Below are 25,359 nucleotides of genomic sequence, written 5' to 3'. Positions count from 1 at the left end.
AAGGCAAAAACCACGCCAACTTATAAGCTTATGAAATTAAACATGTTTAAAATACAAGCAAATTGATATGTAAAGAAATCTGACAGTCATCAACCAGTTATTGGACATTAAATCAATAATCAAGCTTCGCTTTCAGCTAAATACCAATAACCTTGATCAAGTAAATCTTTCATTAAATTGATGAAATCTAAATTGCTCGACCACTGAGTCAATTCCTCAGGCTCTACCGTGACCTGATCACACAATAATTTAACCGCAGGTATGATTTCAACAGAGAACTCAACTTGTTCGCCATTAATATAACAAATCCCCTGTTCAATGGTATTCGCTAAATAAAAAGCACGTAAACCACCTAATCGCTTAAACGCATGGCTCGTTAATAACTGGCTAACCTCTTCTAAGGTAAATGGCTCCTCTGGTAACATAATATCTAATTCATGTTTTGCCGAGGTTAAAAACTTACCGGCAAAGCTTGCAAATAAGCGCTCATCATCAAGTAAGCCCTGTATTTGCGCCTTAATGCTTTGGTAGTCTGCTTTACTGACTTCACCTGAGTGTTCAACAACTTTTCTATCAGGATCTTCAAGTAATTGCCCTCCAAGCTCATTATCAATAAGATAATCAGCAAAACCGCTTAATAAATTCACCGCCGCATTAGCCCTAAAGCCAACAGAAAAGCTCATTGAAGTTTCAAGGGTAATACCCTCATGTGGAAATCCAGGGGGAATATAAATAATATCTCCAGGCTCGAGTTCTGCATCGATTATCGCTTCAAAAGGCTCAACATGGAGCAAAGCTTCGTGGGCAGCAAATTCAGTATGTTGGCCTCTATCCCCTACACGCCATCGCCTTTTACCTGAGCCTTGGCAAATAAAGACATCATAATTATCAATATGTGGACCAACACTACCGCCTGGGGTTGCAAAGCTTGCCATTAAATCATCTAAGCGCCAATGCGGAATAAAGCGAAATGGCTCAATAAGCTGTGCCGCTTCTTCTGAGAAGTTATCAAGGGCCTGTACCACCAAAGACCAATTTTCATTCCCCAGATGCTCATAGCTTTCAAAAGGGCCAAACTTAGCTTGCCACTTGCCCTCTTCCTTATAAACTAAGCGAGACTGCACTTCTTCTTCCATGGCTAAGCCCGCCATTTCATCTGGGCTAATCGGATCTTGAAAATCTTTAAAACCTTGGCGAATAACTACAGGCTTTTTCTGCCAATATTCATCTAAAAACGCTTGCGGCGTTAACTGTGCTAAATCTAAAACGTACATGAAAGTCTCATTTTCTTGAAAAGTAAGGTCATTAATCAGCTGAAATAAGCAAAATTAGGCAATCGACATACCAGCAATTTTATGCCAAAAGCCATTACATTCATTAACACCATCAAGTGGGTAGTTAACAGGCTCTATTAATTGCGCTTTAAACTTATCTAATTGCTCAAATGCTTGCTCACTATCAGCACTAATGCGGGCAATATCAACTCCCATTGCCTGAAGCGAGCTCAGCTCATTAATCAAATTATACTGGTATCCTGACATAGTTTGAATACCATTAAGCACAAAGACTTTTTCTCCTTCCCTACTGTTCATGCGTCGTCCCTGCGGATAGTTAATGCAGCAGTATTGGCAATCATCTTTTGCTCTATCTTCTGAGCGGGCGGTAAAACAACGTGCTGAGTAAGCTAAAGGTAAATAACCCCATGAAAAGACTTCACACTCAAACTGCTCACGTATCCCCTGCTCTGTTGCTTGCTCAAGCAAGGTTTTTAACCAATCACCAGATAATTCAACTGGCATCAACCAACGAATCATGCCTTGTTTTAAAAGCACTTTTAGTGTGGAAACGTTATAACAGTTAATCGCAGGCCCTGCGACAAACGGCATTTTAAGATCATGCATAATTTGCACGGCACTTAAATCATTGGCTTCAACAAGAAAATCACCATTATCACAAAGTCGTTTAAGGACCTGAATTTCAGCGGGTGACTCTAATAATGTCATGGTTGACACAACCACTTGCTTATTACAGTCTTTCGCGACTTCATGAGCAAGATTTAGCCAATCTTTGGCTCTTAATTCACGACGCTTTGAACATACGGTTTCGCCAAGATAAATAATGTCTGCACTTGAAGATTTTGCTTTATGGTAAAAGTCTTCAACTTGCGCTTTAGGCCAGAAAAATAAACTAGGGCCAAGAGAAAATTTCATGTTTTTTCCTATACGATGTAATTGAGTATCAGCACGCACTTAGCATTTATTGCCACTTTCTATGGTAAGCACCTAAGGTGGTTTGTGAGCCTTCAGATAAGTTTGCTAAGGTATTCATCCAAGCACCTTCCACGGCAAAGTCTTCAGGGCTTTGTTTATATCTATCAAGTGCCATACGCCACGTTTTTGCTACTTGTTCAACATAAGCTGGGCTTCGCTGTCTGCCTTCAATTTTTACCGAAACAATGCCCATAGCAATTAATTCAGGAATCAGCTCTAACGTGTTCAGGCTGGTTGGCTCTTCTAGTGCGTGATAGACATTGTTATCAACTTCAAAACGACCTTTACATAAGGTTGGATAACCGGCATTTTCATCACTTTGGTATCGATCAATTAAGACATTATTTAAGCGCGACTCTAACCCTTGCTCTGTCTCTTGCCAGCGCACATATTTAGCTGGGGAACACGCGCCTACAGTATTAGGCGACTCACCTGTCATATAAGAAGATAAGTAACATCGCCCCTCAGCCATAATGCATAAGCTACCAAAGGCAAATACCTCTAAAGAGACAGGGCTAGATTTTGCCAATTGTCTTACCTGCTGAACTGAAAGCACCCGTGGCAATACCACACGATCAACATCAAAATTATTTTTAAAAAACTTTATCGCTTCAAGGTTAGTGGTTGAAGCTTGTACCGACACATGGCGTTCAACATCAGGGTACTTATTCGCGGCATAATCAAGTACACCAACATCGGCAATAATTAATGCGTCAGTACCAATGGCAACCGCATTATCAACCGCCTTACGCCAGCGCTCTTCGCCATCAGCATGAGCAAAAGTATTTATCGCCACATGCAATTTTTTACCGCGCTCATGTACGTAATCTGCGGCTTTGGCAAGTTTACCATCGTTAAAATTAAGGCCAGCAAAATGTCTGGCATTAGTGTCATCTTTTAAGCCAATATAAACCGCATCAGCACCGTTATCTATGGCAGTTTTTAGCGCAGGTAAATTACCCGCAGGACAAAGTAACTCCACATTTATCTCCAGATTTACTCTCGCAGAGCATTGAAAAATGGCGTTTAGTGTAAAGTTTAACGATAACTGCTTTATTGATATGTATTAAAGAAAACTTGATCTGCATTAGGTTAATTTTCTAATGAATTGCTAGAATTCTTGCCATTGTAAGTTTAATTAGAGACTGCCTGTGTTGAGTACTTCCTTCGCCCTTATAAATAACATCATCCCGAGTAAAGATACCTTAGACACGATTGAACAACGCTTACCACTAAAACTTAGAGCAAATATCATCAATATCATGCCTAAAATATTAAAGCCAAGCTTTAGCTTACTGCCTTTTAGTGCGCAAAAATCAGCCTTAATTCCAGCATTATCATCGGTGTTTAGGGAAGCGTTAGAAGACGGTGACTTTGAGTTTCTCCAAGACAAATGGCTTAAGATATCAGTCACTGACTTAGGTTTAAACTGGTGGCTCAGCTATGATCACGACAGATTAATTATGGCCTCACCCGATGCGGCTATCCAAGAAGATGTCAGTTTTAGCGCTAATGGTGATGATTTAATCCTGATTGCTGGGCGTAAACAAGACCCGGATACCTTATTTTTTCAGCGTAGATTAAAGATTGAAGGCGATACCGAGCTTGGTTTAGAAGTTAAAAATTTGATTGATGCCATAGATATTGACCAGCTACCTAGCACAGTGCATAACTTAGTTGAATTTAGCGCTAACTTTATCCAAAACACACAAGATTGCCTAAAATCTGCTCAACAATAAGCGCTCAATAAAAAAGGCTTTGTACTTAAGTGCTCTATTATTAACACCTAAAATACAAAGCCTTTTCAACACATAGCAGATATACAGCTAGAGCCTTGCCGCGTACTCTCTTGCTTTGGCAAGATCTTCTGGGGTATCTACCCCTTCAACTGGCACATTACTTGATGCCACAGCCACATGAATTTTTTCCCCCTGATAAAGCACTCTAAGTTGCTCTAGCGCTTCTATTTGCTCCAATTCACTGACCGGCCAGCTAACATAATCTTTAATAAAACCTGCACGATACGCATAAATGCCCACATGACGCAAATAAAAATCCCCGATGGCTTTAATATCTTTATCTGTACTGGCTTGAGCGGTTAAAAAGCGCTCTCTATCATAAGGAATTGTCGCTCTTGAAAAATACAAGGCATAGCCGTTTTGATCGGTAATCACTTTCACCGCATTAGGATTAAATGCTTCTTCCACACTGTGAATTTTAATGGCAAGTGTCGACATGCGCGCAATATTTTCACTGCTTGTTTGCGCGCTTAAATTTTTCGCTACCTGACGAATATTCTCAGGTGGAATAAATGGCTCATCCCCTTGAACATTGACAATAATTTCATCATCATCAAACTGATAAAGCGACATCACTTCAGCTAACCTTTCAGTACCAGATTGATGATCGGCACGTGTTTTACATACCTCCCCACCAAAGCCCGTTACTACCTGCTCAACTTCATCATTATCGGTTGCGACAATCACTTTACGTGCGCCACTTAGCTGTGCTTTTTCAACCACCCATTGAATCATAGGTTTGCCTTGAATATCGGCAAGCACTTTACCCGGTAAGCGCGAAGATTGATACCTTGCAGGAATAACAACCACAAATGAAGGAATAGCCTCGGTCATGTTCTGCTCCCTAGCTAGCACTTGTGTCAGTTGTGTCTATTTTACGTGCTTCTGCTTCCAATAACACAGGGATACCTTTTTCTATGCTGTAAGCTAAACGGTCAAAATTACATATTAGCTCTTGCGCTTCTTTGTTGTACTCAAGCTTTCCCTTACATACTGGGCACGCTAAAATTTCCATTAATTTTGTATCAAAAGCCATAGTCATTCTCTTTAATAAATTATTTTCTTAATATCATCTAACATCACAAGCGTTAACTTAGCTAAGCTTACGAAACTTTAGTCAAGTTTAAGCTTAGTGGTTAAAAGTTGTAGTAATTGTGCTTGCTGCTCTTCTGAGTAGCTTGCCTCAACGGGCAAGTACCACCAATTATCTTGGGCAAAATGGCGACACTTTACCGCATCTTTTTCTGTCATAAGTAGCGGAGTATTATCGTCATAGTGAATAAAATCATCAAGGCAAAAACTGTGGTGATCAACAAAGCCTTGTTGTATATCAAGCTCAAAGCCTAAGTTTGATAGGGTATTAAAAAAGCGCTGCGGATCGCCAATACCAGCCGCAGCATTGACGTTAACTGATTTATCTCTCAATGCTTTAACTGATAAAACCTTGCCCGTTTTTAGCTGCACTACATCCGTTGCCAGCAATGACATCGCAATCGTTTTCTCTTGGCAGCTTGCCAGTGCATTATGTAATGAATTATCTAACGCTTGCCCGCCATTAACCACAACTAAATCCACCTCGCTTAATCGGCTAACACCTTCACGAAGCGGCCCCGCGGGTAATAACAAGCCATTACCAAAAAGCCTATTACCATCAACAATAATTAACTCAATATCTCGTTGTAAGCGATAATGTTGAAGACCATCATCACTGATAATGACATCACAACCTTTATCAATTAATGCTTGTGCGCTCGCTATGCGATCACTACCAACAGCTAATGGCACCTGACAACGCTGATAAATTAATATTGGCTCATCACCTGCTTGCTCAGCCGTGCTGTGCTCATCTAATAAAAATGGATAATATGGCGCTTGTCCGCCATAGCCACGAGATATAACACCAGGATTAAAGCCAAGTGCTTTAAGCATTTTCACAAGGCTTAGCACCATAGGGGTTTTGCCATTACCGCCAATGCCAATATTACCCACGACAATAACCGGTTTTGATAATTGCACAGATTTAATGAAACCGAGGCGAAAGAACAGCCTGCGCACTGTCGTTATTAAGTAAAACAATAGCGTTAATGGCAGCAGTAACGGCACTAATACGTACTTCGCCTTATGTTGCTTAAACCAAACCTTTTCTATTAATCGCATATTCAGTTAAACGCCAACAGTATTAGGAATCAAACTGAAAACTATGCAATTGTGCATAAGCACCGCCTTGTTCAAGTAGGCTTTGATGATTGCCCTGCTCGATAACCTTTCCTTGCTCCATAACAATAATTTTATCCGCACTTTCAATGGTAGAAAGGCGGTGAGCTATCACAATAGAGGTGCGGTTTTGCTGTAAGGTTTGCAGCGCATCTTGAATATGGCGCTCTGATTCTGTATCTAAGGCACTGGTTGCCTCATCTAATATTAGGAACGGCGCATCACACAATAAGGCCCTTGCGATGGCGACACGTTGTCGTTGACCACCCGAGAGTAAAGCACCATTTTCACCAATATTGGTTTGTAAGCCGTGCTCCATATTTTCAGCAAACTCTAACACATGAGCGCTTTTTGCCGCAGCAATAATTTCTTCTTCTGTGGCCTCAGGTTTACCGTAAGCAATATTGTTTGCTAAGGTGTCATTAAATAGCACCACTTGTTGTGATACATAAGCAAACTGCTTACGTAAATCATCAAGCTTATAGTCTTGAATATTTACCTCATCAATTAAAATTTCGCCCGAGGTTGCATCATAAAACCTCAGCAATAAAGAACTTGCCGTTGATTTACCGCTGCCAGAACGACCAACTAAAGCTAAGGTTTCCCCCGGAGCTAAATCAAAAGAAACATTATCTAATGCTAACTGTGATTCACTAGCGTTTTCAGCACTTGAATCATAAGCAAAACAAACTTGCTTAAAGCGAATATGACCTTGTGCCTTATTAAGCGCTATTGTACCTGCATCTTGCTCTTTTTCTTGATCAAATACTTCAAAAATACTAACACATGCCGCCATACCACGTTGAAATTCACTATTAACATTGGTTAGCAATTTCAATGGTCTTAATAACATGGTCATATAGGTAATAATACTGACAAAAATACCTGGTGATATAATTTCCCGTAACGTTTCTGAAGTAACTGCGTAAAAAACAAAGGCAAGTGCAAACGATGCGATAATTTGAATAATAGGAACACTTGAAGCCTTAGTGGCAATCATTTTCATCCGTTGTTGGCGGTTATGTTTATTGATTTGACCAAAGCGAGCAAACTCTCTTTGTTGACCATCAAAAGTAAGCACCACTTTGTGACCATTGAAGGTTTGCTCTGCCGCTGTGGTTACTTCCCCCATAGCCCCTTGAATACGCTTACTGACGGCGCGAAAACGCTTAGATACCACATTAACAATAACGGCAATCACAGGTGTAACCAGTAAAAAAATAACCGACAATTGCCAGCTATAGTAAAACATCAAGCCTAACAGACCGATAACTAAAGCACTTTGCTGAATAATGGTTAAAATGGATTTACTTACCGAATGTAATACTTGTTCCGTATCAAAGGTAATTTTTGAAATAAGCGCGCCCGTTGATTCTTTATCGTGAAAAGCAACAGGTAAGCTCATGATATGTTCGAACAATTGTTGCCTTAAATCAGTAACCACATGGTTGCCCACCCAAGCTAAACAATAGTTGGCGACAAAGTGAAAAATACCGCGAACAACAAAGGCACCGACAACAAAAACCGGCGCCCACTTCATAAATTCAGGATTGGTACCAACCAGCCCTTCATCAATCAGTGGCTTTAATTTAGATAAAAAATAAACATCAATGGCAGCATAACCTAGCATACCGATAATGGCTGCAACAAAGCCTAACTTATATGGCTTGGCATATTTCATTAAACGAACAAAGTTTTGCCAAGTTGTTGCTTGCGGACTAGGTACGATAGAGTTATTTACAGAATTATTTGAAGATGAGTCGGTCATTCGTTATGAGATCTCAGCGATTTTGCTTTAAAAAGCAATCGGTAATTGAATCGAAGTACTAGTAATATAGGTATATTAACGTGAATTTAAAGGCTAACCAACTAAATAAAAGCCGCTAGCGTTCAAATACAAGTTAAATAGCAATCCAAAAGGGTCTAAAGTCTTCTCTAAAATTGCCCGTTACCCAACCTTGCTGAGAAAAATCAATCACTATCATGCCAAGCTCGGCACTATTAAGTAACTGAATATCATGCTGACGATAACGCTGTTTAACTTCTGGCACAGGCATATTCCAGCGATTATTAAAACCTGCACTGACAATAGCTAATGATGGTCTTAAACTTGCCAAAAATATATCACTTGATGAGGTCTTTGAACCATGATGTGGCACGGTTAATATATCCACTTCAAGCTCTGGGTAATGTGCAATAAGCTTTGCTTCAACCTTTTTAGAAATATCACCGGTAAGTAATACCTTGGAAAAACCATCAGATATTAGCAAAACACAAGAGTCATCATTTTTCTGCTTACCGTCAGTTGCCGATAAAGTCGTCGCTAAATGCGCTTTTGATGGCCATAACACCTCAAATGTAAGCGTTTGCCAAGCAAAACTATCGCCTTGTTGGCAAGGAGTACTATCTATCGCTATTTCTTCAGGCACACTAACATTCGTTAATAAGCGCTTGATAGTTAACTCGTTAGCTAGCTGGGCTAACCCGCCACTATGATCATTATCACCGTGACTTAACACAAGTGCATCAAGTTGCCTTATCCCTAAATGTTGTAAATATGGCAAAATTGCCGCATCAGCCATGTTAAAGCCACCGCGATAACTAGGACCTGTATCATACAACAGCGCCATATCACCTTGAGTGATCAATATTGATAAGCCATGACCAACATCAATAAGATGTAGTTGCCACGTTATCGGCAAACTTGCATGATTTATAGTGCGCTTGTTACCTTCAACAAGGTTAGAGCCTTCAACAAGGTTAGAGCCTTCAACAAGACTAGAGCCACTAAGCAAAACACCACACAGTAACACAGCAGATACCTTACCCAAGTTTAACCAGGTAGTGAAAAACTGACTACGCCAAGGGTAAGTAAAATTAGTCATAGTCATTAATAGCACTAAGGTCACGGTTACCATAATTAGTTGACTTAGTGTGTTAGACAATTTCACCACAGCAAACGGAAGGTTAGCCAAATACTCAAGCCAAAGCCAAATTAACTCAAGTGCATAGCTGGCAAGCTCAATCAAAAACACTGCCAACGATGGAAATACTACACTGCTTACCACTGAGACTAAGGTTATAGGTATGACAATAAAACTCATAAAGGGTACAGCAATCAAATTAGCAGGCAATGCAAGTAAAGGTATTTGTGAAAAGAAAAGCGCTGACAAAGGGAGTAAAAATACCGTTAAAGCCAACTGTACTATTATCAAGCCCTTAAAAAATGTTAACAGCTTATGTTCTGCAGAAAAATAAGCTCGAAACCGCCATAACACAGAGAATATCAGAGCCACCGCCGTTAACGACAACCAAAAGCTTGCCGTCATTAAGCTTAATGGCGAGAGTAAAATAATGGCAAAGACGGTGAGCAATAACCAGCGTAAATAGCTTAAGTGAATTAAGCATAATTGACTAAACCAAAAGATAAACAGCATCACTAACGCCCGCAATGTCGGCGTAGAAAAGCCGGCAAGAAAGCCATAAGCAACTGCGCAGCATAAGCTAAGCAATATAGCGAAATATCGAATATTTAATAGCGGCCAACTATCATGCTTTAGCGGTAAAATTCTAATTAACAACATGCAAAGCACATAGCTAAAACTGGCAACTAAACCAATATGTAACCCTGAAATAGCAATTAAATGACTGGTACCTGTAGCTTGTAATACCTGCCATTGTCTTGGGCTTAATTGCTTTCTATCGCCAAACCCCAAAGCCAATAAAATACCTTGGTATTTGCCTTGTTCAGGCAATAACTGCTGGTACTGAAAAAACAAACGCTGTCTTAAGGATTGGTTATTTTCTAATACCTTATGATCAGAGCCTGATAGCGTTTTTGACTGATTAACAACATAGCCTGTCGCAACAATGCTTTTACTAATTAACCAGGTTTTATAATTAAAGGCCGCTAAATTAGCCATGCTATGGCTAGGCTTTAACTTCACCCTCAAACTAAGCACTTGCCCTTGTGCTATTGAAAACGATGGCGCCTGCCAAGACAGTCGCACAATAACCGGCTTAGCTAAGACTTTGCTACTAATTTGGATGATCTCAAAATTAAAGCGTAGTTTTTTAGCTGATGTACTGACAGAAGAGGTTTTAGCATCAAGCTTTTTATCATTACCAAGGTGTTCACCATAATCTTGTAAACTGAGCAACTTGCCTTTTACCTGAATGGTTTGACTTTTTGCGTTAGCTATTTGATGACTAATATCATCAAACAATTGCTGCTTAGCTGAAAAATATTGATTAGCTCCATACAATACCCAGACTGCGCCAAGCAACATAGCAGCACACTTTTGCAATGGTTTGTAATAAAAAAGCCCCAGTGAGAGCAAAAGAAGTAAAAATAGCTGAAAAATCTCTGGTACTATGGGCAAAAATAGTGACAATATAGCACCAAGAAAAAAGCTCAATAACCACCAGTCCATAGTGACGTTAAATCCTTTAACTATCCTCACTTAATCATAGTAGAATAATTAAAGCTTAACCCGACAATTAGTTAGAGATTAATTAGTTTTATGCCAAAGAAAACCATAAAACGTATGATGCCGGATCATCAAACCATTAAAGACAATAAGTATTTAAAGGTTTTTGGTAACTTATTACACAATGCCAACTTATGGCACCTCAATCGTCATTCAGTAGCAAAAGCCTTTGCGATAGGGTTGTTTTTCGCCTTTATTCCTGTGCCTTTTCAAATGGTGTTAGCTGCTGGCGCTGCCATTATATTTCATGCCAATTTACCCCTTTCTATCGCCTTAGTGTGGTTAACTAACCCACTTACTATGCCAGTAATATTCTACGCCTGTTATCTAGTCGGTACTTTAGTGCTAGCACAGCCACAGCAAGAATTTGCCTTTGAAGCGAGCTGGCAATGGGTGGTAGATAGCCTATCAACAATAGGCCCAGCATTTTTACTTGGCTGCGGCATATTAGCTACAGTATTTGCAATTATTGGTTACTTTGGGATTCAGGCGCTTTGGCGTTACAGTGTCGCCAAAGCATGGAAAGAAAGAGCGCAAAAATAATCATAGCAATTGAATTAACTATCGCTGAATGCTCAATGAGTTAATGCAACTGCTATTAGTTAACCATCAACTATCTTTAGGTCGCTCCATTGCAAAGTGTTGATAGGCTTTATCGGTTGCAATTCTGCCTCTTGGCGTGCGTTGTAAAAAACCTTGCTGAATTAAAAATGGCTCTAGAACATCTTCAATGGTTTCACGCTCTTCACCAATTGCAGCCGCCAAATTATCCAAACCTACAGGTCCGCCCATAAACTTATCAATGATAGCATGCAGTAACTTTCTATCCATGATATCAAAGCCTTCATTATCCACTTCGAGCATATCCAATGCTGCAGCGGCGGTATCTTGGCTAACAACACCTTGAGTTTTAACGTCGGCATAGTCACGCACTCGGCGCAATAAACGATTAGCAATTCTAGGCGTGCCACGTGAGCGCCTAGCCACTTCAAAAGCGCCTTGCTCATCAATGTTTAAATTTAAAAAGTGTCCTGAGCGAGCAACAATGCTAGTTAAATCTGCAACGTTATAAAATTCTAGGCGCTGCACTATACCAAAGCGATCCCTTAACGGTGAAGTCAGTGCGCCAGCTCGGGTGGTAGCACCAATTAAAGTAAATGGCGGTAAATCAAGTTTAATAGAGCGTGCGGCCGGCCCCTCGCCTATCATGATATCTAACTGGTAATCTTCCATTGCAGGGTAAAGCACTTCCTCTACGGCTGGGCTAAGGCGATGAATTTCATCAATAAATAAAATATCATTTTCTTCTAAGTTGGTTAGAAGCGCGGCTAAATCACCGGCTTTTTCAAGTACAGGACCCGAGGTAGTACGAATATTAACGCCCATTTCATTGGCAACAATATTGGCTAAGGTGGTTTTACCTAAACCTGGCGGACCAAAAATAAGTAAATGATCAAGTGGCTCACCACGATTTCTCGCTGCTGGAATAAAAATTTCCATTTGTGCTTTCACATGAGCTTGACCAGTATAGTCTTGCAGCATTTTCGGGCGAATAGCCCTATCAACACTTTCATCTTCCACAGTAGCAACTGGCTCAATTAAGCGATCCGCTTCAATCATTATCTAGATATTCCTGTATATCAGTACTTCATATTAGCTAACAGTTTAACTTTGCTTTTACAGCATAGATTTTAAGGCATCACGTATTATATCTTCACTCGACATACCTTGACTATAAACTTGTTTCACCGCTTTATCTGCTTGAACCTGTTTATAACCTAATGATAATAAGGCATTAATCGCATCACCTTTATTATCACTAACAAAATTATCAACAAAGGTATATTCAGCTGATAGCTGCTCTGGCATGGCATCGGTTGCTGGCGTATGCATTGGCATTTGTGCTTGCCAATCATTTAAGCGATCACGCATTTCAACCAATAAGCGCTCTGCCGTTTTTTTGCCTACCCCAGGTATTTTTACAATGGCACTAACATCATCATGATTAACACAACTAACAAATTGATCGGCAGACATGCCAGATAAAATTGCTAACGCCAGTTTGGGACCAACCCCATTCACCTTGATTAATAATCGAAATAGCTTACGCTCTACTTTGTTGGCAAAACCATACAATAGTTGGGCATCTTCACGTACCACAAAATGAGTGTAAATAGTGGCTTGCTCATTAAGCTCAGGTAAAGCATAAATACTGGTCATTGGCATACTGACTTCATAACCAACACCTGAGCATTCAATTAAAATTTCTGGGGCAATTTTTTCTATTAACGTTCCGCGTAAACGACCTATCACATCAGTTACCTAACTAAGCATTTTATTTGGCAAATATAACACTATATATTTATACAGTAAAGTTACCTTTAGCGAAGTCTTCCACGCACGGTTTTACTTGCTTGCCCAGATAACTTAGTAATATTGTCAAAACTATTGGCATGACACAGTGCCACTGCTAACGCATCAGCAGCATCCGCTTGTGGCGTGCCTGGTAGTTTCAACATGGTCTTAACCATATGCTGAACCTGAGATTTATCAGCCCCACCTGTGCCAACCACCGCTTGTTTTATTTGTCTTGCCGAATACTCATAAATAGTTAAATCATTGTTGGTAGCGGCAACAATAGCCGAGCCTCGTGCTTGACCAAGCTTTAACGCGGAGTCAGGGTTTTTCGCCATAAACACTTGCTCTATGGCAAACATATCCGGTTTAAACTGCATGATTATTTCACTGACTCCAGCAAAAATGGTCTGTAATCGTGAGCCTAAGTCATCCCCTTGACTCAGCGCTTTTATACAGCCACTGCCTAAGTAAGTCAGTTGTCGCCCTTGCTGCTTGATTACACCATAGCCAGTAAAGCGCGAGCCAGGATCTATACCTAAAATAATACTCATAGGTTATTCTTTACCCAAAAATAAAAAGCGTATTGTGGTTACCCATACAATACGCTTTTATCAGTTATTAAGTCACTAGCTATTTTCTTAGGCTTCTTCAGAAGACTCTTGAGCAATTGTCGCTATACCTAATTCTTCTAATTGTGCTGGGTTTGCTTGACCCGGAGCATTGGTTAACGGACAAGCTGCAGTCGTTGTTTTCGGGAATGCCATTACATCACGAATAGAGCTTGCACCCGTCATTAACATCACTAAGCGATCTAAACCAAAAGCTAAACCTGCGTGCGGTGGCGCACCGTATTGCAATGCTTCAAGTAAGAAGCCAAATTTTTCTTGAGCTTCTTCATCACTAATACCTAAAATTCTAAATACGGTTGCTTGCATGGTTTGATCGAAAATACGCACCGAACCACCACCTAATTCACAACCATTTAATACCATATCGTAAGCATCAGATAAGGCACCAGCTGGGTTTGCTGCTAACTCTTCTGGTGTCGCATTAGTTGGTGCTGTAAATGGATGATGCAAGGCATGCATATGACCATCAATTTCTTCAAACATAGGGAAGTCAACAACCCATAATGGCTTCCATTCACCTTCTAATAAGTCTAAATCTTCACCGAGTTTAAGGCGTAATGCACCTAAAGCTTCACTTACGGTAGTATAAGTATCAGCGCCAAAGAAAATGATATCACCAGATTGTGCGTTAGTACGCGCTAATAAGGCGCTTACTGACGCTTCATCTAAGAATTTTAAGATAGGTGATTGTATGCCTTCAAGGCCAGCATCGCGATCATTCACTTTCATCCATGGCATACCCTTAGCGCCATAGATGCCAACAAACTTAGTTAAATCATCAATGTTTTTGCGTGAGAACTTAGCCGCTCCACCTGGTACATTAATTACCGCTACGCGACCTTTTTCATCATTGGCAGGGCCTGAGAACACTTTAAACTCGACATCTTTTAAGATATCAGCCACATCAACGATTTCTAATGGATTACGTAAATCAGGCTTATCACTACCAAAACGTGCCATGGCTTCTGAGTATGGCATACGAGGGAATTCGCCTAAATCAACATCAAGTAACTTTTGGAATAATTCACGGATCATAGTTTCCGTTACTGCCATTACTTGCTCACTGGTCATAAATGAGGTTTCGATATCGATTTGCGTAAATTCAGGCTGTCTATCGGCACGTAAGTCTTCATCACGGAAACACTTAACGATTTGATAATAACGCTCCATACCCGACATCATAAGCAATTGCTTAAATAACTGTGGCGATTGCGGTAATGCAAAAAAGCTACCTTTATGAGTACGACTTGGCACTAAATAATCGCGGGCACCTTCTGGCGTTGCCGCCGTTAAAATCGGCGTTTCGATATCTAAGAAGCCTTGCGCTTCAAGTGATGAACGTACAGCAGAGGTTACCTTAGCGCGAAAACGCATACGCTCTGTCATTTCAGGGCGGCGTAAATCTAAATAGCGATATTTTAAACGTTGCTCTTCAGAGTTGGTTTGGTTTGAATCTAACGGTAATGGTGCTGATTTATTTAAGATGGTTAATTCTAAACCTAGCACTTCAATAGCACCGGTTTTCATATCTTTATTCACTTGACCTTCAGGGCGAGCACGCACTTTACCTTTTAACTGCACACAAAACTCATTGCGCAGGGTATTTGCTACCTCTAACACTTCAGGCAAATCAGGATCGTAAACAACTTGTACTATACCTTCTCTGTCTCGTAAATCGAGAAAGATAACAGCACCTAAATCACGACGACGATTAACCCAACCACAAAGAGTGACTTCTTGACCAATGTGAGATTCATTTACCTCACCACAATAAAGACTACGCATTTAATTTTTGCCTTGATAATAATAGCGACAAGCGGCTAATACATTCATTACCGCTCGTTAGGATAAAATTTTGCGCCTATTATAAAGCAAAGATTAGCAATGTCACCTGCTAGGATGCCTCATTGAAAACAAAATGATTTTTGCCTGCCGCCTTAACCTGATACATAAGTGTATCGGCAACTTTTAACAAGTCGTTATCAGTCTCACCATCACCTGGGTACATAGCAATACCAATACTACAGCCTATGGTTGCTTTCGTTTTTGATAACTCAAATGGCGTTTGCATTAAATGTAATACTTTTTCAGCAACATAGGCGGCTTCATTCTCACTATGTAAACCAGTTAACAGTAAAACAAACTCATCACCACCAAAGCGAACCACAGTATCTGACTTTCTCACGCAACCTGATAACCGCTGCGCAACAATTTTAAGTAACTCATCACCAACATCATGACCATAGCTATCATTAATCGTTTTAAAGCCGTCTAAATCAATAAATAACACCGCCATTTGCAAGGCTTGTCGTTGATGAAATTCAATGGCTGTGCTTAACCTATCTTTTAACAGCACACGATTTGCCAGCCCAGTTAACTCATCATGGGTGGCCATATGCTTCATTATTTGTTCAAGCTGCTCTCTGTGGTTAATTTCACTTTGTAAGCGTCTATTCCACATTACTATCACAATAAGCACTAATAAAATAATAATGCCGATTTGCGCGCCAACTTGTAGCACTACGTTTTTATCTAACCCGGTATTAATTTCTACTGAAAACCAATCATCATAAATGGCTTGTTTTTCTTTTTCCGATATCGACATTAGCCCTTTATCAATAATATTCACCAGTAAAGGTAAGTTTTTATTGATGCCAAAGCGGCTATCATCAAGGTTAACGGTTTCCATCACAGAAACCATCATAGTGATTAAACTCTCTTGTTTTAATAACTCAGTGGCGGCGGCAATTGTAGTAATAAAGCCATCAACTTTTCCTTGCTGTAGTGCTTTTAAACCCTGCTTTCTGTTATCAACTAAGATAAAAGATATCAGCGGATGCTGTTTTCTTAATTGGCTGATTAAATAGTAGCCACGAACAATGGCGACACGTTTGCCATAAAAGTCGGTTAATTTAGATTGTTTGCCAACATGCTGAGGATGCATTATCACCCAAGGCATTCGCCAATAGCTTTCGCTAAAGCGCATCTGCTCTTTACGTTTATCTGTCGGAGTAATGCTGCCAAGTAAATCTATCTCTTCATTTAATAATGCTTGGAATAATTGCTGCCAGGTATCATAACCTCGATAAGTAAAATTCAAGCCAGTTCTTTGTGCAATTAAATCAAGTATATCTCGGTTTATGCCGGCAAATTCGCCGTCATCATTAACAAATTCAACTGGCGACAAGTCATTTACCATACCAACACGAATGCTTGATTTTGCTTGCAAAAATGCTTGCTCTTCTGCGGTAAGGGTAATTTTTTGCGCCAACTTTTTATAATACCTATCAGTGCTTGTTAGCCAGCGCTCTTCTAACTTAACTAACTGCTCTATATCTAGCTCAGTAAAAGTTTGATTAATCAAGTTAAGTAGCTCTTTATTGGCTTGATGTACTAGCGGCGATAAACTCACGGTAAAAACAGGTTTGTCTAATCGATAAAAAGACGATTGCAAATTAGCCTGCACTAATTTTGCATCCATTAAATCAACTAAACTTATCATGGCGCTGATCTCATTACGCTCAGCCGCTTTTAACATCTCGTCTGAGCTTGCATAGACACGATAATTAAGGTTTGGATATTGCTCAAGCAACTGCGCTTTAAAGGGCGAGTCTTGCCAAATTCCGATAAGATGCTCTTTACTTTGCTGAGTAAAAGAGGATAGTGACTCAATCCCTAAAACATGCTTTGCCACATAAACTTGCGCGCTTGATTGATAAATATCTTGAGCAAAAAGCACATCGTCTATGCCATTTCCTGTGTGTGGATAAGCCAATAAAACATCAACTTTTTTCTCTTTTACTAGGCTAATATCCTCAGTAATTTCACGTGCCACAAATTCAATGTTTACCCCGGCTTGTTGTGCCCAATAGCGCCAAACATCAACCAATAATCCTTGCGGTTTACCACTAGGCGTTAACGCCATATAAGGCGAATAGTTTGGCGCAATCGCTACCAACAAACTATTTTTTTGCTTTTCTAAGCCAAGCCATTTTCGCTCAATTGCGACACGCTCTGCTAAAGTGATCTTGGCAAAGCCTTGCTCAATAAAGGCAAGCAAGTCCACTCTATCTTTAGCAACCGCAACGCCATACTCTCCTTGTTGATATCTCAACCTTTTATGCGCAGGAAACATTTGCTGTAGCTGCTGATAAAACTCATAATCAGATGCCAGCTTTTCAAGGCCTGTAAATACCAGCACCTCATTATTCATGGCCGCTTGATATAGCTCATGGCGGCTATTAAATAAACGTTGTTTTAACTCAGGGTAAGCATTAGCGAGCATATTAATATGAGCTGAGCCTTTAACCACGCCAACAGCATAAGGGCTTAAATCATTAACGCTGTTTATATTAGTTAATTCTCTATGAACATAAACATGAGTGTATAAAGGAAAAATGGCTTGCGAGTAAGCTAAAAACTCACGGCGCTGCTCGATAATAGATAAACCCGCGTGAATATCAACTTCGCCTGAGCCAACCTGTTTTAAGGTTTCTGTCCAGCTTAAGGGCACAAACGCTATCTCGACTTGCTGCTTTTTCGCCCACAACCGCCATAGATCTATCATCAGGCCAACAGCCTGCCCTTGTGAATTGATTGAATGATAGGGAAACGATGTTTTGTTAATCGCTATGGTGAGTTTGCCCTCAACCTTAGAAAAATCAGCGGATTGATTCTCCTCAGCGCGATAAAATGACAACTCACTATTTGACCAAGCAAAGACAAAATCACTGGCAAATAAGCTAAATAATGCCAAGACAACACAGAAATACCGAATAAAAGCTTTCAAACACGAACCCTTAAATCTCTATTATTTATCTTATCTTGGTTATCAGTTAAAATAGCGCTTCGCTATAAACAACCAATATATATACGCCAACATGCACGCTTCTGATACTGATTTAATCTACTCAAACCCACACAAGCAAGTAAAAGACTTTGCTTTTGATGCGCAAGTGGTCGAAGTATTTCCTGATATGATTAGCCGTTCAGTGCCAGGCTATAGTACCATTATCGACACAATAGGGCGACTTAGCCAACAATTTGTTCAAGAAAATAGCAATATTTATGATTTAGGCTGTTCATTAGGTGCAGCAACCATTGCTATGCGTAAAGGCATTAACGTTGAAAATTGTCATATTTATGGTGTTGATAATTCAGCCGATATGGTTAAACGCTGTAAATTACATATCGATGCCTTTAAAGGCAAAACCCCAGTAACTATCATTGAAGGTAATATCCAAGATATTGAAATTAACAATGCCAGCATGGTAGTCCTTAATTTTACCTTACAGTTTATTGAAAGATCACAACGTCAAGCGCTACTAAACAAGATAGCTGCTGGCTTAAATAAAGGCGGCTTATTAGTCTTGTCTGAAAAATTTAACCATGGTGATAAAGTCGCCGATGAACTGTTAATCGATTTACACCACAGTTTTAAGCGCGATAACGGTTATAGTGAATTAGAAGTTGCGCAAAAGCGTACCGCACTTGAAAAAGTGATGTTAACAGACACTATACCTGAGCATATTGAGCGTTTAGAAAAAGCAGGCTTTAACCATATATCGCCGTGGTTTCAATGCTTTAACTTTACTTCTTTTGTCGCCATTAAATAATATACAGCGACAGTTAATTTTCGATTACCAATAAGACATTCCATGAATAAGCCATTTACTCAATTTTATCAACAAATCGCCAGCAACCGTTTAAGTGAGTGGCTAAATACCCTGCCTGCACAACTTAGCCATTGGCAACAGCACGAATTACACGGCGATTATAAGCTGTGGCAAAAATCGCTAGACGCTCTACCTAAACCTCACTGCGATACCCCTGTTGAGATTGATCTTAAAAAGGGTGTCTTTGTTGGTAAGCAAGAAGATTTAAATCAGGGTGAATTTAAACGCCTTGAAAACTTAATGAAAAAATTTAAGCCATGGCGAAAAGGCCCTTATCACATTCATGGTTTGCACATTGATACCGAGTGGCGCTCTGATTTTAAGTGGGATAGATTAGTTGATCATATCAGTGACTTATCAAATCGCTATGTGTTAGATATTGGTTGTGGCAGTGGCTATCATTTATGGCGTATGCGTGGAGCGGGTGCAAAGTTTGTTGTAGGCATAGACCCAACACAATTATTTTTCATGCAATTTAATGCTGTTCAACACTTTATCCAAGATGAAAAAGTCAACTTACTACCACTGGGTGTTGAGCAATTACCAGAGCTAAAAGCCTTTGATACCGTTTTTGCCATGGGCGTACTTTATCATAGACGCTCACCTATAGATTTTCTCTATCAACTCAAAACACAACTTGCACCTGGAGGAGAACTAGTACTGGAAACCTTGATTGTTGATGGCGATGAAAACACTGTACTAGTACCCGGTGAACGCTACGCCAAAATGCGCAATGTATGGTTTTTACCTAGCGCACAAGCTATGTGTGCCTGGTTAGAGCGCTGCGGCTTTATTAATGTTCGTGTGGTCAATACCGATATCACCGCATTTGAAGAACAAAGAAAAACACAGTGGATTGATACCGAGTCGTTACAAGATTTCTTAGACCCTAACGACAACAGCAAAACCATTGAGGGTTACCCTGCCCCTAAACGAGCAATATTTATTGCAAATGTTAAATAAGTGAACAACTTAGTCTCGTAAATAAGCATTCATTAGGTTATAAATAAATCAGCGAGATTTATTTAGGTGAATGTGCATGAGTGATATTTGGTTAGAGCGTCGATTAAAAAAAGTATCTAAAAGACAATTAGATCACCGTGATCCCTTTCAGCGTGACAGAGCCCGAGTACTGCACTCGGCTTCATTTAGGCGTTTACAATCAAAAACCCAAGTTATGGGCTCTCGCCAAGGTGACTTTTTTAGAACGCGGCTAACTCACTCACTTGAAGCAGCACAAATTGGCTCTGGCATTACCGCACAACTTCGTTGTAAGTACCCAGAATTAAGTGCAGCACTATTTCCTGCCACAGACAGCTTGATAGAAACTATCTGCTTAGCCCATGATATAGGTCACCCACCCTTTGGCCATGGTGGTGAAGTAGCGCTGCATTATATGATGCGTGAACATGGCGGCTTTGAAGGCAACGGGCAAACATTACGCATTGTCGCCCGCTTAGAAACCTTTAGCGAACACTATGGTATGAATTTAAGTCGGCGCACCCTACTTGGTTTAATGAAATACCCTGTACAAATCGAGCAGTTAAATCAAGCGCGTGACCTAACACCTGTGACTAACTTTAGGCAATTAAAAGCACACGACTGGCATCCACCTAAAGGCTTATATAGTGACGACAATGACATTATCGATTGGGTGCTTTCACCGTTATCAAATGACGACAGGCTGTTATTCCAACAAGTAAAACAGCAATCAGAGCCAACAAAGCATCATAAAACCCGCTTTAAATCGCTCGATTGTTCTATTATGGAGCTGGCAGATGATATTGCTTATGGCATTCACGACTTAGAAGATGCCATTGTCACTAATATCGTCAATCAAACTGACTTTAAAGAACATGTTATTGCCCGATTACAGCAAATAGATGATGCTTGGTTGTTTGACTACAGTAAAACCCTAACTGACAAGCTCTTTAGCGAGCAGCACCACAAACAAAAAGACGCCATCGGTGGTTTAGTTAACTATTTGATCACCGCCATCACCATAGTCGACTTAAATGAACAAGATGACGTGAATTTTTCTGAGCCTTTGCTTAGATACAATGCGGCTTTGCCTAAAAATATCGCACAGGTTTTACAAATATTTAAAGACTTTGTGCTCACCTTTGTTATTAAGCAAACCAATATTCAACGGTTAGAATATCGTGGTCAACAAATCGTAATGGAATTGTTCGAAGCGCTGTCATCAGATCCAATCAGACTAATGCCAAACAATAGCGCTAAACGCTGGCAAGAAGCCAAGACCAATAATCAAAATGCCCATAGAGTTATTGCTGATTATATTGCCGGTATGACAGACGATTACGCCACACGACTGTATCAATCGTTATTCTCTGCCAATGCAGATAGTAGCTTTCAGCTTTACTAAAAAGCACTTAAGCGTATCGGCATAGTTTAAAATGGCTTGATGTTCTCTAACGCTTGCTTGTTAATAAAGTCATCAAAACTCTCTGCCAGTCTTTCTGTTTGCGCCAACACCGATTGCCAGTATTTGATACGCGGCTTAGCATCCATAGTGGTAAAGTCGGTACGATCTGGAATCTTGCCAAAGGGCAGCGACTGAACAAATTCATCAGATGGCACCAACATAACCACATTGTCATAATTATATGATTGCACATCGCGATTTAGGCGCTTGTCAAACCAACCTGCCTTTGGCCTTGCATTAAAATGTGGGTATAAAGTTAAGCCATCTCTGTTGGCAATATCGATATCAAAATGATAGTCAACAATACCACCATCGCGATACATGCCTTTTGTTGCTTGCGGTATATCTCGCACACCTTGCATTACCATAGGTATAGAGCCTGAGGCTAACAAAGCCTGTTTAAAATTTGATACGGATAAATCGACATACTCTGTAGTAAAGCCACAATAATCTTTAATAGCTAAATGGCTACTAGGTGATTTAAAAACATAGCGCTGATACTGAGAAGCCAATAATTTACGATCAAAACGATTAAGCACAATACTCTTAATCAAGCCTAATGATTGGCATAACTTGTTTTCACAGCCTGCTAAACCGCTCACTTTATTCACTAAAAAGTGAGTTTTTATTATCTCGTTAGCAAGAATTTCATCGACACCATGACCTGCCATAGTGTAGTCAATTATCTCTTTAGCTTTAGCGGTAATTTCATCTGCTTTAGCCTGTTTAGAATAAACCGTTTGCGAATAGGACTCAGCCATGCGAGTAATCGCAGCAACAGGGTCAGCTTGAGCAAAGCAAGCAGCACGAAATGCACCAGCTGATGAACCCAGCAAGTTAAGCCTTGTTGTTCTGTCTTTAAAAAACTCACCAAATATCAGTTTATCTAAGCCAAAGAGCGTAAACCACTTAGGCCCGCCAGATGCGCCATAGAAAGAAGTAAATAACTCCTGCTTAAAACCTTGCCCTTGTATTTTTTCTAAGGCTGCTCTGCCTGCGTATATATCTAACATAACCTAACTCTTGTTGACGCTGTAATGATGACTAACCTGGTCAATTACAAACAGTTCAAAAAACAAACAAAAATATCAAAAACAGACTAAACTTCTTTTTATGGCTTAACTTGCTTGAGTGTTGCCCATGAAAATTTCTAATAAGATCATTCTTGCTTCAGTATTACTTTCTGCCATAGGTATCATTACCGCGGGCTCTTTAGTAGGCTGGCAAGCATCCTCCATTGCTGCTACTGCTTTGGAAAATAGAGCCTTTAGCCAATTAATTGCTATTCGAGAAGTTCAAAAAACACAAATTGAGAACTATTTTTTAACCTTAAAGCATGAAGTGGTTACCTACTCCAATAACCGCATGATAATCAATATGATGCAAGAGCTTAATGATACGTACTTTAACTACGAGGCTCAAACATCAATGCAAAATAATGATAAATTACGGCAATATTATACAGAGCAATTTGATCAAGAATACAAAAAGCAAAACCCTGCATCAACAATAAGCTCTGTCGATAAGTTCCAACAACTCAATCAAAACTCTAAATCCATTCAACATGCTTACATTAGCGGCAATAACAACCCTCTGGGTAACAAAAACAAACTTAATTATGCCAACGACAACAGTACTTATAGCCAAGTCCACAAAAAATACCATCCGCACTTAAACCAATTTTTAGATGCCTTTGGTTTTTATGATATTTTCTTAGTCGAGCCTGAAACAGGCTATGTTATTTATAGTGTATTTAAAGAGCTAGACTTTGCCACATCACTCATCAGCGGCCCTTACCGCGATACTGGACTTGCCAAAGCATTCGCTGCTGCAAATCAAAGTACAGAAAAAAACAGCAGTTTCTTAATTGATTTTTCCCCCTACTTTCCTTCTTACGATGCCGCAGCGGCGTTTATCTCTTCCCCTATATACTCAGATGCAGGTAAAAAAATTGGCGTGCTTATATTTCAAATGCCCATTGGCAAAATCAACTCGTTAATGACCTACAACGAACAATGGCAGAATATTGGTTTGGGCGAGTCAGGAGAAACTTACCTAGTTGGTAGTGATTTACTACTACGCAGCCAAAGTCGCTTTTTAATTGAAGACAAAGCAGGTTACGTTAACGCACTTAACGCCTCAGGTATTGAAAAACATATTGTCGATAAAATTAGCGCTAGCAATTCAGGTATTGGCCTTCATAAAGTATCAACCGAAAGTGCTAAGCTAGCCATCAGTGGCCAATCAGGCATTAAGTCGATACAGGATTATCGTGATGTTGATGTCTTATCAGCATTTGCACCATTAAAAATAGATGGCGTAACTTGGGCTATTTTAAGTGAAATAGATGTCGCCGAAGCCATGAAAGATAAAGATGAAATGCTCTCGAGAATTTGGCTTGTCATCAGCGTCATCATTCTTGTCCTTGTTCCAATAACCTTACTTTGTGGCTTTATGGTGGGTAAAGGTATTTCTACGCCAATTAATAATTTTATCAGCCAAGTAAACAAAATAACCGCAGATAAGAATCTAAACAACCGCGTAGAATACAATGGCAGCGACGAACTGCACAGCTTAGCAAACTCCTTCAATCAGCTCATTAATGATATTCAAGAGATACTTCACTCCGTTGAAAAACTCTCTGAAACTTTACTTGAATCAACAGAAACCATGCTCACCAATATGAACGAAACCACAGAGCAAACTCAACATCAATCAGACAATGCTGATAGCATGGCTGTTGCCACAAATGAGCTGCTTGCCACAATTCAAGAAGTTGCCCGCAATGCCGCTGATGCAGCTAATACGGTAAAAGAGACCAATATAAAATGTGAAGACAGTGATCATTCTGCTGAAGAGTTACAACAAGATATGAACGACCTCAATTCAACCATGAGTTCAGCTTCACAATCTATTGCCAAGCTAGCAGAAGAGAGTCAATCCATTGGCTCTGTGCTCGATGTTATTCAATCTATTGCTGAGCAAACCAATTTATTAGCGTTAAACGCTGCAATTGAAGCGGCAAGAGCTGGCGAGCAAGGTAGAGGCTTTGCCGTTGTCGCTGATGAAGTAAGAACCTTAGCCAGTAGAACTCAGCAATCAACTGAAGATATTCGTAAGAAAATCAACTCGCTTCAGCATGAAACACAAAATACAGTGAAAATGGTTACCTCCTCAAGTGAAAAAGCTAATCACAGTATTCATTCATGTGAGAAAAATCGACAAACCATTACCGATATATTAAGCCTTGTTGAACAGCTTAGCGATATGAATATTCAAATTGCCAGTGCCTCTGAGCAGCAAAGTATGGTGGTAAACGATATCAACAAAAATGTTACTGAAATTGCTGATAACTCCCATAATATTTCTGATAAGGCGAATTTAAGTAAAGAAGATGTAAAACGCCTTGATCAACTGGTGAAAAACTTAGAAGAGAAGATGAGTGAATTTACCCTCTAACTCACCATGAGCAATTGAG

Annotated in this window: 20 protein-coding genes; 6 read left to right on the top strand and 14 right to left on the bottom strand. The window is 39.9% G+C overall.

From position 1 onward, the window contains the following. Positions 1–119 precede the first annotated feature (119 nt). The 3 genes from EMK97_RS00440 to ubiU are packed head-to-tail and all read right to left on the bottom strand — an operon-like array spanning position 120 to position 3,252. The gene (locus EMK97_RS00440) at positions 120–1,274 is read right to left on the bottom strand and encodes a ribosomal protein uL16 3-hydroxylase (RefSeq protein ID WP_130598407.1); all 1,155 of its coding nucleotides are present in this window, start codon (positions 1,272–1,274) and stop codon (positions 120–122) included. Positions 1,275–1,328: 54 nt separating this feature from the next. Continuing rightward, the gene (locus tag EMK97_RS00435; RefSeq protein WP_130598405.1) at positions 1,329–2,210 is read right to left on the bottom strand and encodes a U32 family peptidase; all 882 of its coding nucleotides are present in this window, start codon (positions 2,208–2,210) and stop codon (positions 1,329–1,331) included. A gap of 46 nt (positions 2,211–2,256) precedes the next feature. After that, on the bottom strand, positions 2,257–3,252 hold the full coding sequence (gene ubiU / locus EMK97_RS00430; RefSeq protein ID WP_130598403.1) for a ubiquinone anaerobic biosynthesis protein UbiU: 996 nt from the start codon (positions 3,250–3,252) through the stop codon (positions 2,257–2,259). 169 nt (positions 3,253–3,421) lie between these two features. Between ubiU and ubiT the strand changes: the two genes are divergently transcribed. Next, the gene (ubiT, locus tag EMK97_RS00425; RefSeq protein WP_246028844.1) at positions 3,422–4,009 is read left to right on the top strand and encodes a ubiquinone anaerobic biosynthesis accessory factor UbiT; all 588 of its coding nucleotides are present in this window, start codon (positions 3,422–3,424) and stop codon (positions 4,007–4,009) included. Between the two features lie 87 nt (positions 4,010–4,096). On the opposite strand, the gene kdsB is transcribed toward ubiT, so the two are convergent. From kdsB to EMK97_RS00400, 5 genes are all read right to left on the bottom strand, one after another. Continuing rightward, complete coding sequence (gene kdsB, locus EMK97_RS00420; protein WP_130598401.1) at positions 4,097–4,903, bottom strand: 3-deoxy-manno-octulosonate cytidylyltransferase; 807 nt, start codon at positions 4,901–4,903, stop codon at positions 4,097–4,099. A gap of 10 nt (positions 4,904–4,913) precedes the next feature. Continuing rightward, positions 4,914–5,105: a Trm112 family protein gene (locus tag EMK97_RS00415; protein WP_130598399.1), complete on the bottom strand. Its 192-nt coding sequence runs from the start codon at positions 5,103–5,105 to the stop codon at positions 4,914–4,916. A 77-nt stretch (positions 5,106–5,182) separates the two neighbouring features. Beyond that, entirely contained in the window at positions 5,183–6,226 is a 1,044-nt protein-coding gene (gene lpxK, locus EMK97_RS00410) for a tetraacyldisaccharide 4'-kinase (RefSeq protein ID WP_130598397.1), read from the bottom strand. Positions 6,227–6,248: 22 nt separating this feature from the next. Further along, on the bottom strand, positions 6,249–8,051 hold the full coding sequence (gene msbA / locus EMK97_RS00405; protein WP_130598395.1) for a lipid A export permease/ATP-binding protein MsbA: 1,803 nt from the start codon (positions 8,049–8,051) through the stop codon (positions 6,249–6,251). Between the two features lie 133 nt (positions 8,052–8,184). Further along, positions 8,185–10,716: a DNA internalization-related competence protein ComEC/Rec2 gene (locus EMK97_RS00400; protein WP_130598393.1), complete on the bottom strand. Its 2,532-nt coding sequence runs from the start codon at positions 10,714–10,716 to the stop codon at positions 8,185–8,187. A 90-nt stretch (positions 10,717–10,806) separates the two neighbouring features. On the opposite strand from EMK97_RS00400, the gene EMK97_RS00395 reads away from it, so the two are divergent. After that, the gene (locus tag EMK97_RS00395) at positions 10,807–11,316 is read left to right on the top strand and encodes a DUF2062 domain-containing protein (RefSeq protein WP_130598391.1); all 510 of its coding nucleotides are present in this window, start codon (positions 10,807–10,809) and stop codon (positions 11,314–11,316) included. A gap of 66 nt (positions 11,317–11,382) precedes the next feature. Here EMK97_RS00395 and ruvB read toward each other — a convergent pair whose 3' ends face one another. The 5 genes from ruvB to EMK97_RS00370 form a co-directional block, all read right to left on the bottom strand. Continuing rightward, positions 11,383–12,393, bottom strand: a complete 1,011-nt coding sequence (gene ruvB, locus EMK97_RS00390) for a Holliday junction branch migration DNA helicase RuvB (protein WP_130598389.1) — start codon at positions 12,391–12,393, stop codon at positions 11,383–11,385. A 57-nt stretch (positions 12,394–12,450) separates the two neighbouring features. Next, complete coding sequence (gene ruvA, locus EMK97_RS00385; RefSeq protein ID WP_130598387.1) at positions 12,451–13,086, bottom strand: Holliday junction branch migration protein RuvA; 636 nt, start codon at positions 13,084–13,086, stop codon at positions 12,451–12,453. 68 nt (positions 13,087–13,154) lie between these two features. Then, on the bottom strand, positions 13,155–13,682 hold the full coding sequence (gene ruvC / locus EMK97_RS00380; RefSeq protein ID WP_130598385.1) for a crossover junction endodeoxyribonuclease RuvC: 528 nt from the start codon (positions 13,680–13,682) through the stop codon (positions 13,155–13,157). An 87-nt stretch (positions 13,683–13,769) separates the two neighbouring features. Then, positions 13,770–15,545, bottom strand: coding sequence for an aspartate--tRNA ligase (gene aspS, locus EMK97_RS00375; RefSeq protein WP_130598382.1), 1,776 nt, complete (start codon positions 15,543–15,545; stop codon positions 13,770–13,772). Positions 15,546–15,654: 109 nt separating this feature from the next. Further along, positions 15,655–18,549, bottom strand: coding sequence for a transporter substrate-binding domain-containing protein (locus tag EMK97_RS00370; RefSeq protein ID WP_130598380.1), 2,895 nt, complete (start codon positions 18,547–18,549; stop codon positions 15,655–15,657). A gap of 91 nt (positions 18,550–18,640) precedes the next feature. On the opposite strand from EMK97_RS00370, the gene cmoA reads away from it, so the two are divergent. The 3 genes from cmoA to EMK97_RS00355 all read left to right on the top strand — a co-directional run bounded on the left by cmoA (position 18,641) and on the right by EMK97_RS00355 (position 21,821). Then, positions 18,641–19,375: a carboxy-S-adenosyl-L-methionine synthase CmoA gene (gene cmoA, locus EMK97_RS00365; RefSeq protein ID WP_130598378.1), complete on the top strand. Its 735-nt coding sequence runs from the start codon at positions 18,641–18,643 to the stop codon at positions 19,373–19,375. Positions 19,376–19,417: 42 nt separating this feature from the next. Further along, the gene (gene cmoB, locus EMK97_RS00360; RefSeq protein WP_130598376.1) at positions 19,418–20,398 is read left to right on the top strand and encodes a tRNA 5-methoxyuridine(34)/uridine 5-oxyacetic acid(34) synthase CmoB; all 981 of its coding nucleotides are present in this window, start codon (positions 19,418–19,420) and stop codon (positions 20,396–20,398) included. A gap of 76 nt (positions 20,399–20,474) precedes the next feature. Further along, the gene (locus tag EMK97_RS00355; protein ID WP_130598374.1) at positions 20,475–21,821 is read left to right on the top strand and encodes an anti-phage deoxyguanosine triphosphatase; all 1,347 of its coding nucleotides are present in this window, start codon (positions 20,475–20,477) and stop codon (positions 21,819–21,821) included. 26 nt (positions 21,822–21,847) lie between these two features. On the opposite strand, the gene EMK97_RS00350 is transcribed toward EMK97_RS00355, so the two are convergent. Then, entirely contained in the window at positions 21,848–22,894 is a 1,047-nt protein-coding gene (locus EMK97_RS00350; RefSeq protein WP_130598372.1) for a patatin-like phospholipase domain-containing protein, read from the bottom strand. Positions 22,895–23,021: 127 nt separating this feature from the next. Between EMK97_RS00350 and EMK97_RS00345 the strand changes: the two genes are divergently transcribed. Further along, on the top strand, positions 23,022–25,340 hold the full coding sequence (locus tag EMK97_RS00345; RefSeq protein ID WP_130598370.1) for a methyl-accepting chemotaxis protein: 2,319 nt from the start codon (positions 23,022–23,024) through the stop codon (positions 25,338–25,340). Positions 25,341–25,359 lie beyond the last annotated feature (19 nt).

The sequence above is a fragment of the Litorilituus sediminis genome (assembly GCF_004295665.1).
Lineage (GTDB): Bacteria > Pseudomonadota > Gammaproteobacteria > Enterobacterales > Alteromonadaceae > Colwellia > Colwellia sediminis.
The sequence above is the reverse complement of the archived record's forward strand: the minus strand, read 5'-3'. Positions and strand labels throughout refer to the sequence as shown.

Coding starts and splice junctions, on each gene's coding strand:
- aspS (WP_130598382.1), bottom strand. CDS start 15,545: ATGCGTAGTCTTTATTGTGGTGAGGTAAATGAATCTCACATTGGTCAA.
- EMK97_RS00435 (WP_130598405.1), bottom strand. CDS start 2,210: ATGAAATTTTCTCTTGGCCCTAGTTTATTTTTCTGGCCTAAAGCGCAA.
- EMK97_RS00350 (WP_130598372.1), bottom strand. CDS start 22,894: ATGTTAGATATATACGCAGGCAGAGCAGCCTTAGAAAAAATACAAGGG.
- EMK97_RS00400 (WP_130598393.1), bottom strand. CDS start 10,716: ATGGACTGGTGGTTATTGAGCTTTTTTCTTGGTGCTATATTGTCACTA.
- cmoA (WP_130598378.1), top strand. CDS start 18,641: ATGCACGCTTCTGATACTGATTTAATCTACTCAAACCCACACAAGCAA.
- cmoB (WP_130598376.1), top strand. CDS start 19,418: ATGAATAAGCCATTTACTCAATTTTATCAACAAATCGCCAGCAACCGT.
- EMK97_RS00395 (WP_130598391.1), top strand. CDS start 10,807: ATGCCAAAGAAAACCATAAAACGTATGATGCCGGATCATCAAACCATT.
- EMK97_RS00345 (WP_130598370.1), top strand. CDS start 23,022: ATGAAAATTTCTAATAAGATCATTCTTGCTTCAGTATTACTTTCTGCC.
- EMK97_RS00355 (WP_130598374.1), top strand. CDS start 20,475: ATGAGTGATATTTGGTTAGAGCGTCGATTAAAAAAAGTATCTAAAAGA.
- EMK97_RS00415 (WP_130598399.1), bottom strand. CDS start 5,105: ATGGCTTTTGATACAAAATTAATGGAAATTTTAGCGTGCCCAGTATGT.
- kdsB (WP_130598401.1), bottom strand. CDS start 4,903: ATGACCGAGGCTATTCCTTCATTTGTGGTTGTTATTCCTGCAAGGTAT.
- ruvC (WP_130598385.1), bottom strand. CDS start 13,682: ATGAGTATTATTTTAGGTATAGATCCTGGCTCGCGCTTTACTGGCTAT.
- lpxK (WP_130598397.1), bottom strand. CDS start 6,226: ATGCGATTAATAGAAAAGGTTTGGTTTAAGCAACATAAGGCGAAGTAC.
- EMK97_RS00440 (WP_130598407.1), bottom strand. CDS start 1,274: ATGTACGTTTTAGATTTAGCACAGTTAACGCCGCAAGCGTTTTTAGAT.
- ruvB (WP_130598389.1), bottom strand. CDS start 12,393: ATGATTGAAGCGGATCGCTTAATTGAGCCAGTTGCTACTGTGGAAGAT.
- msbA (WP_130598395.1), bottom strand. CDS start 8,051: ATGACCGACTCATCTTCAAATAATTCTGTAAATAACTCTATCGTACCT.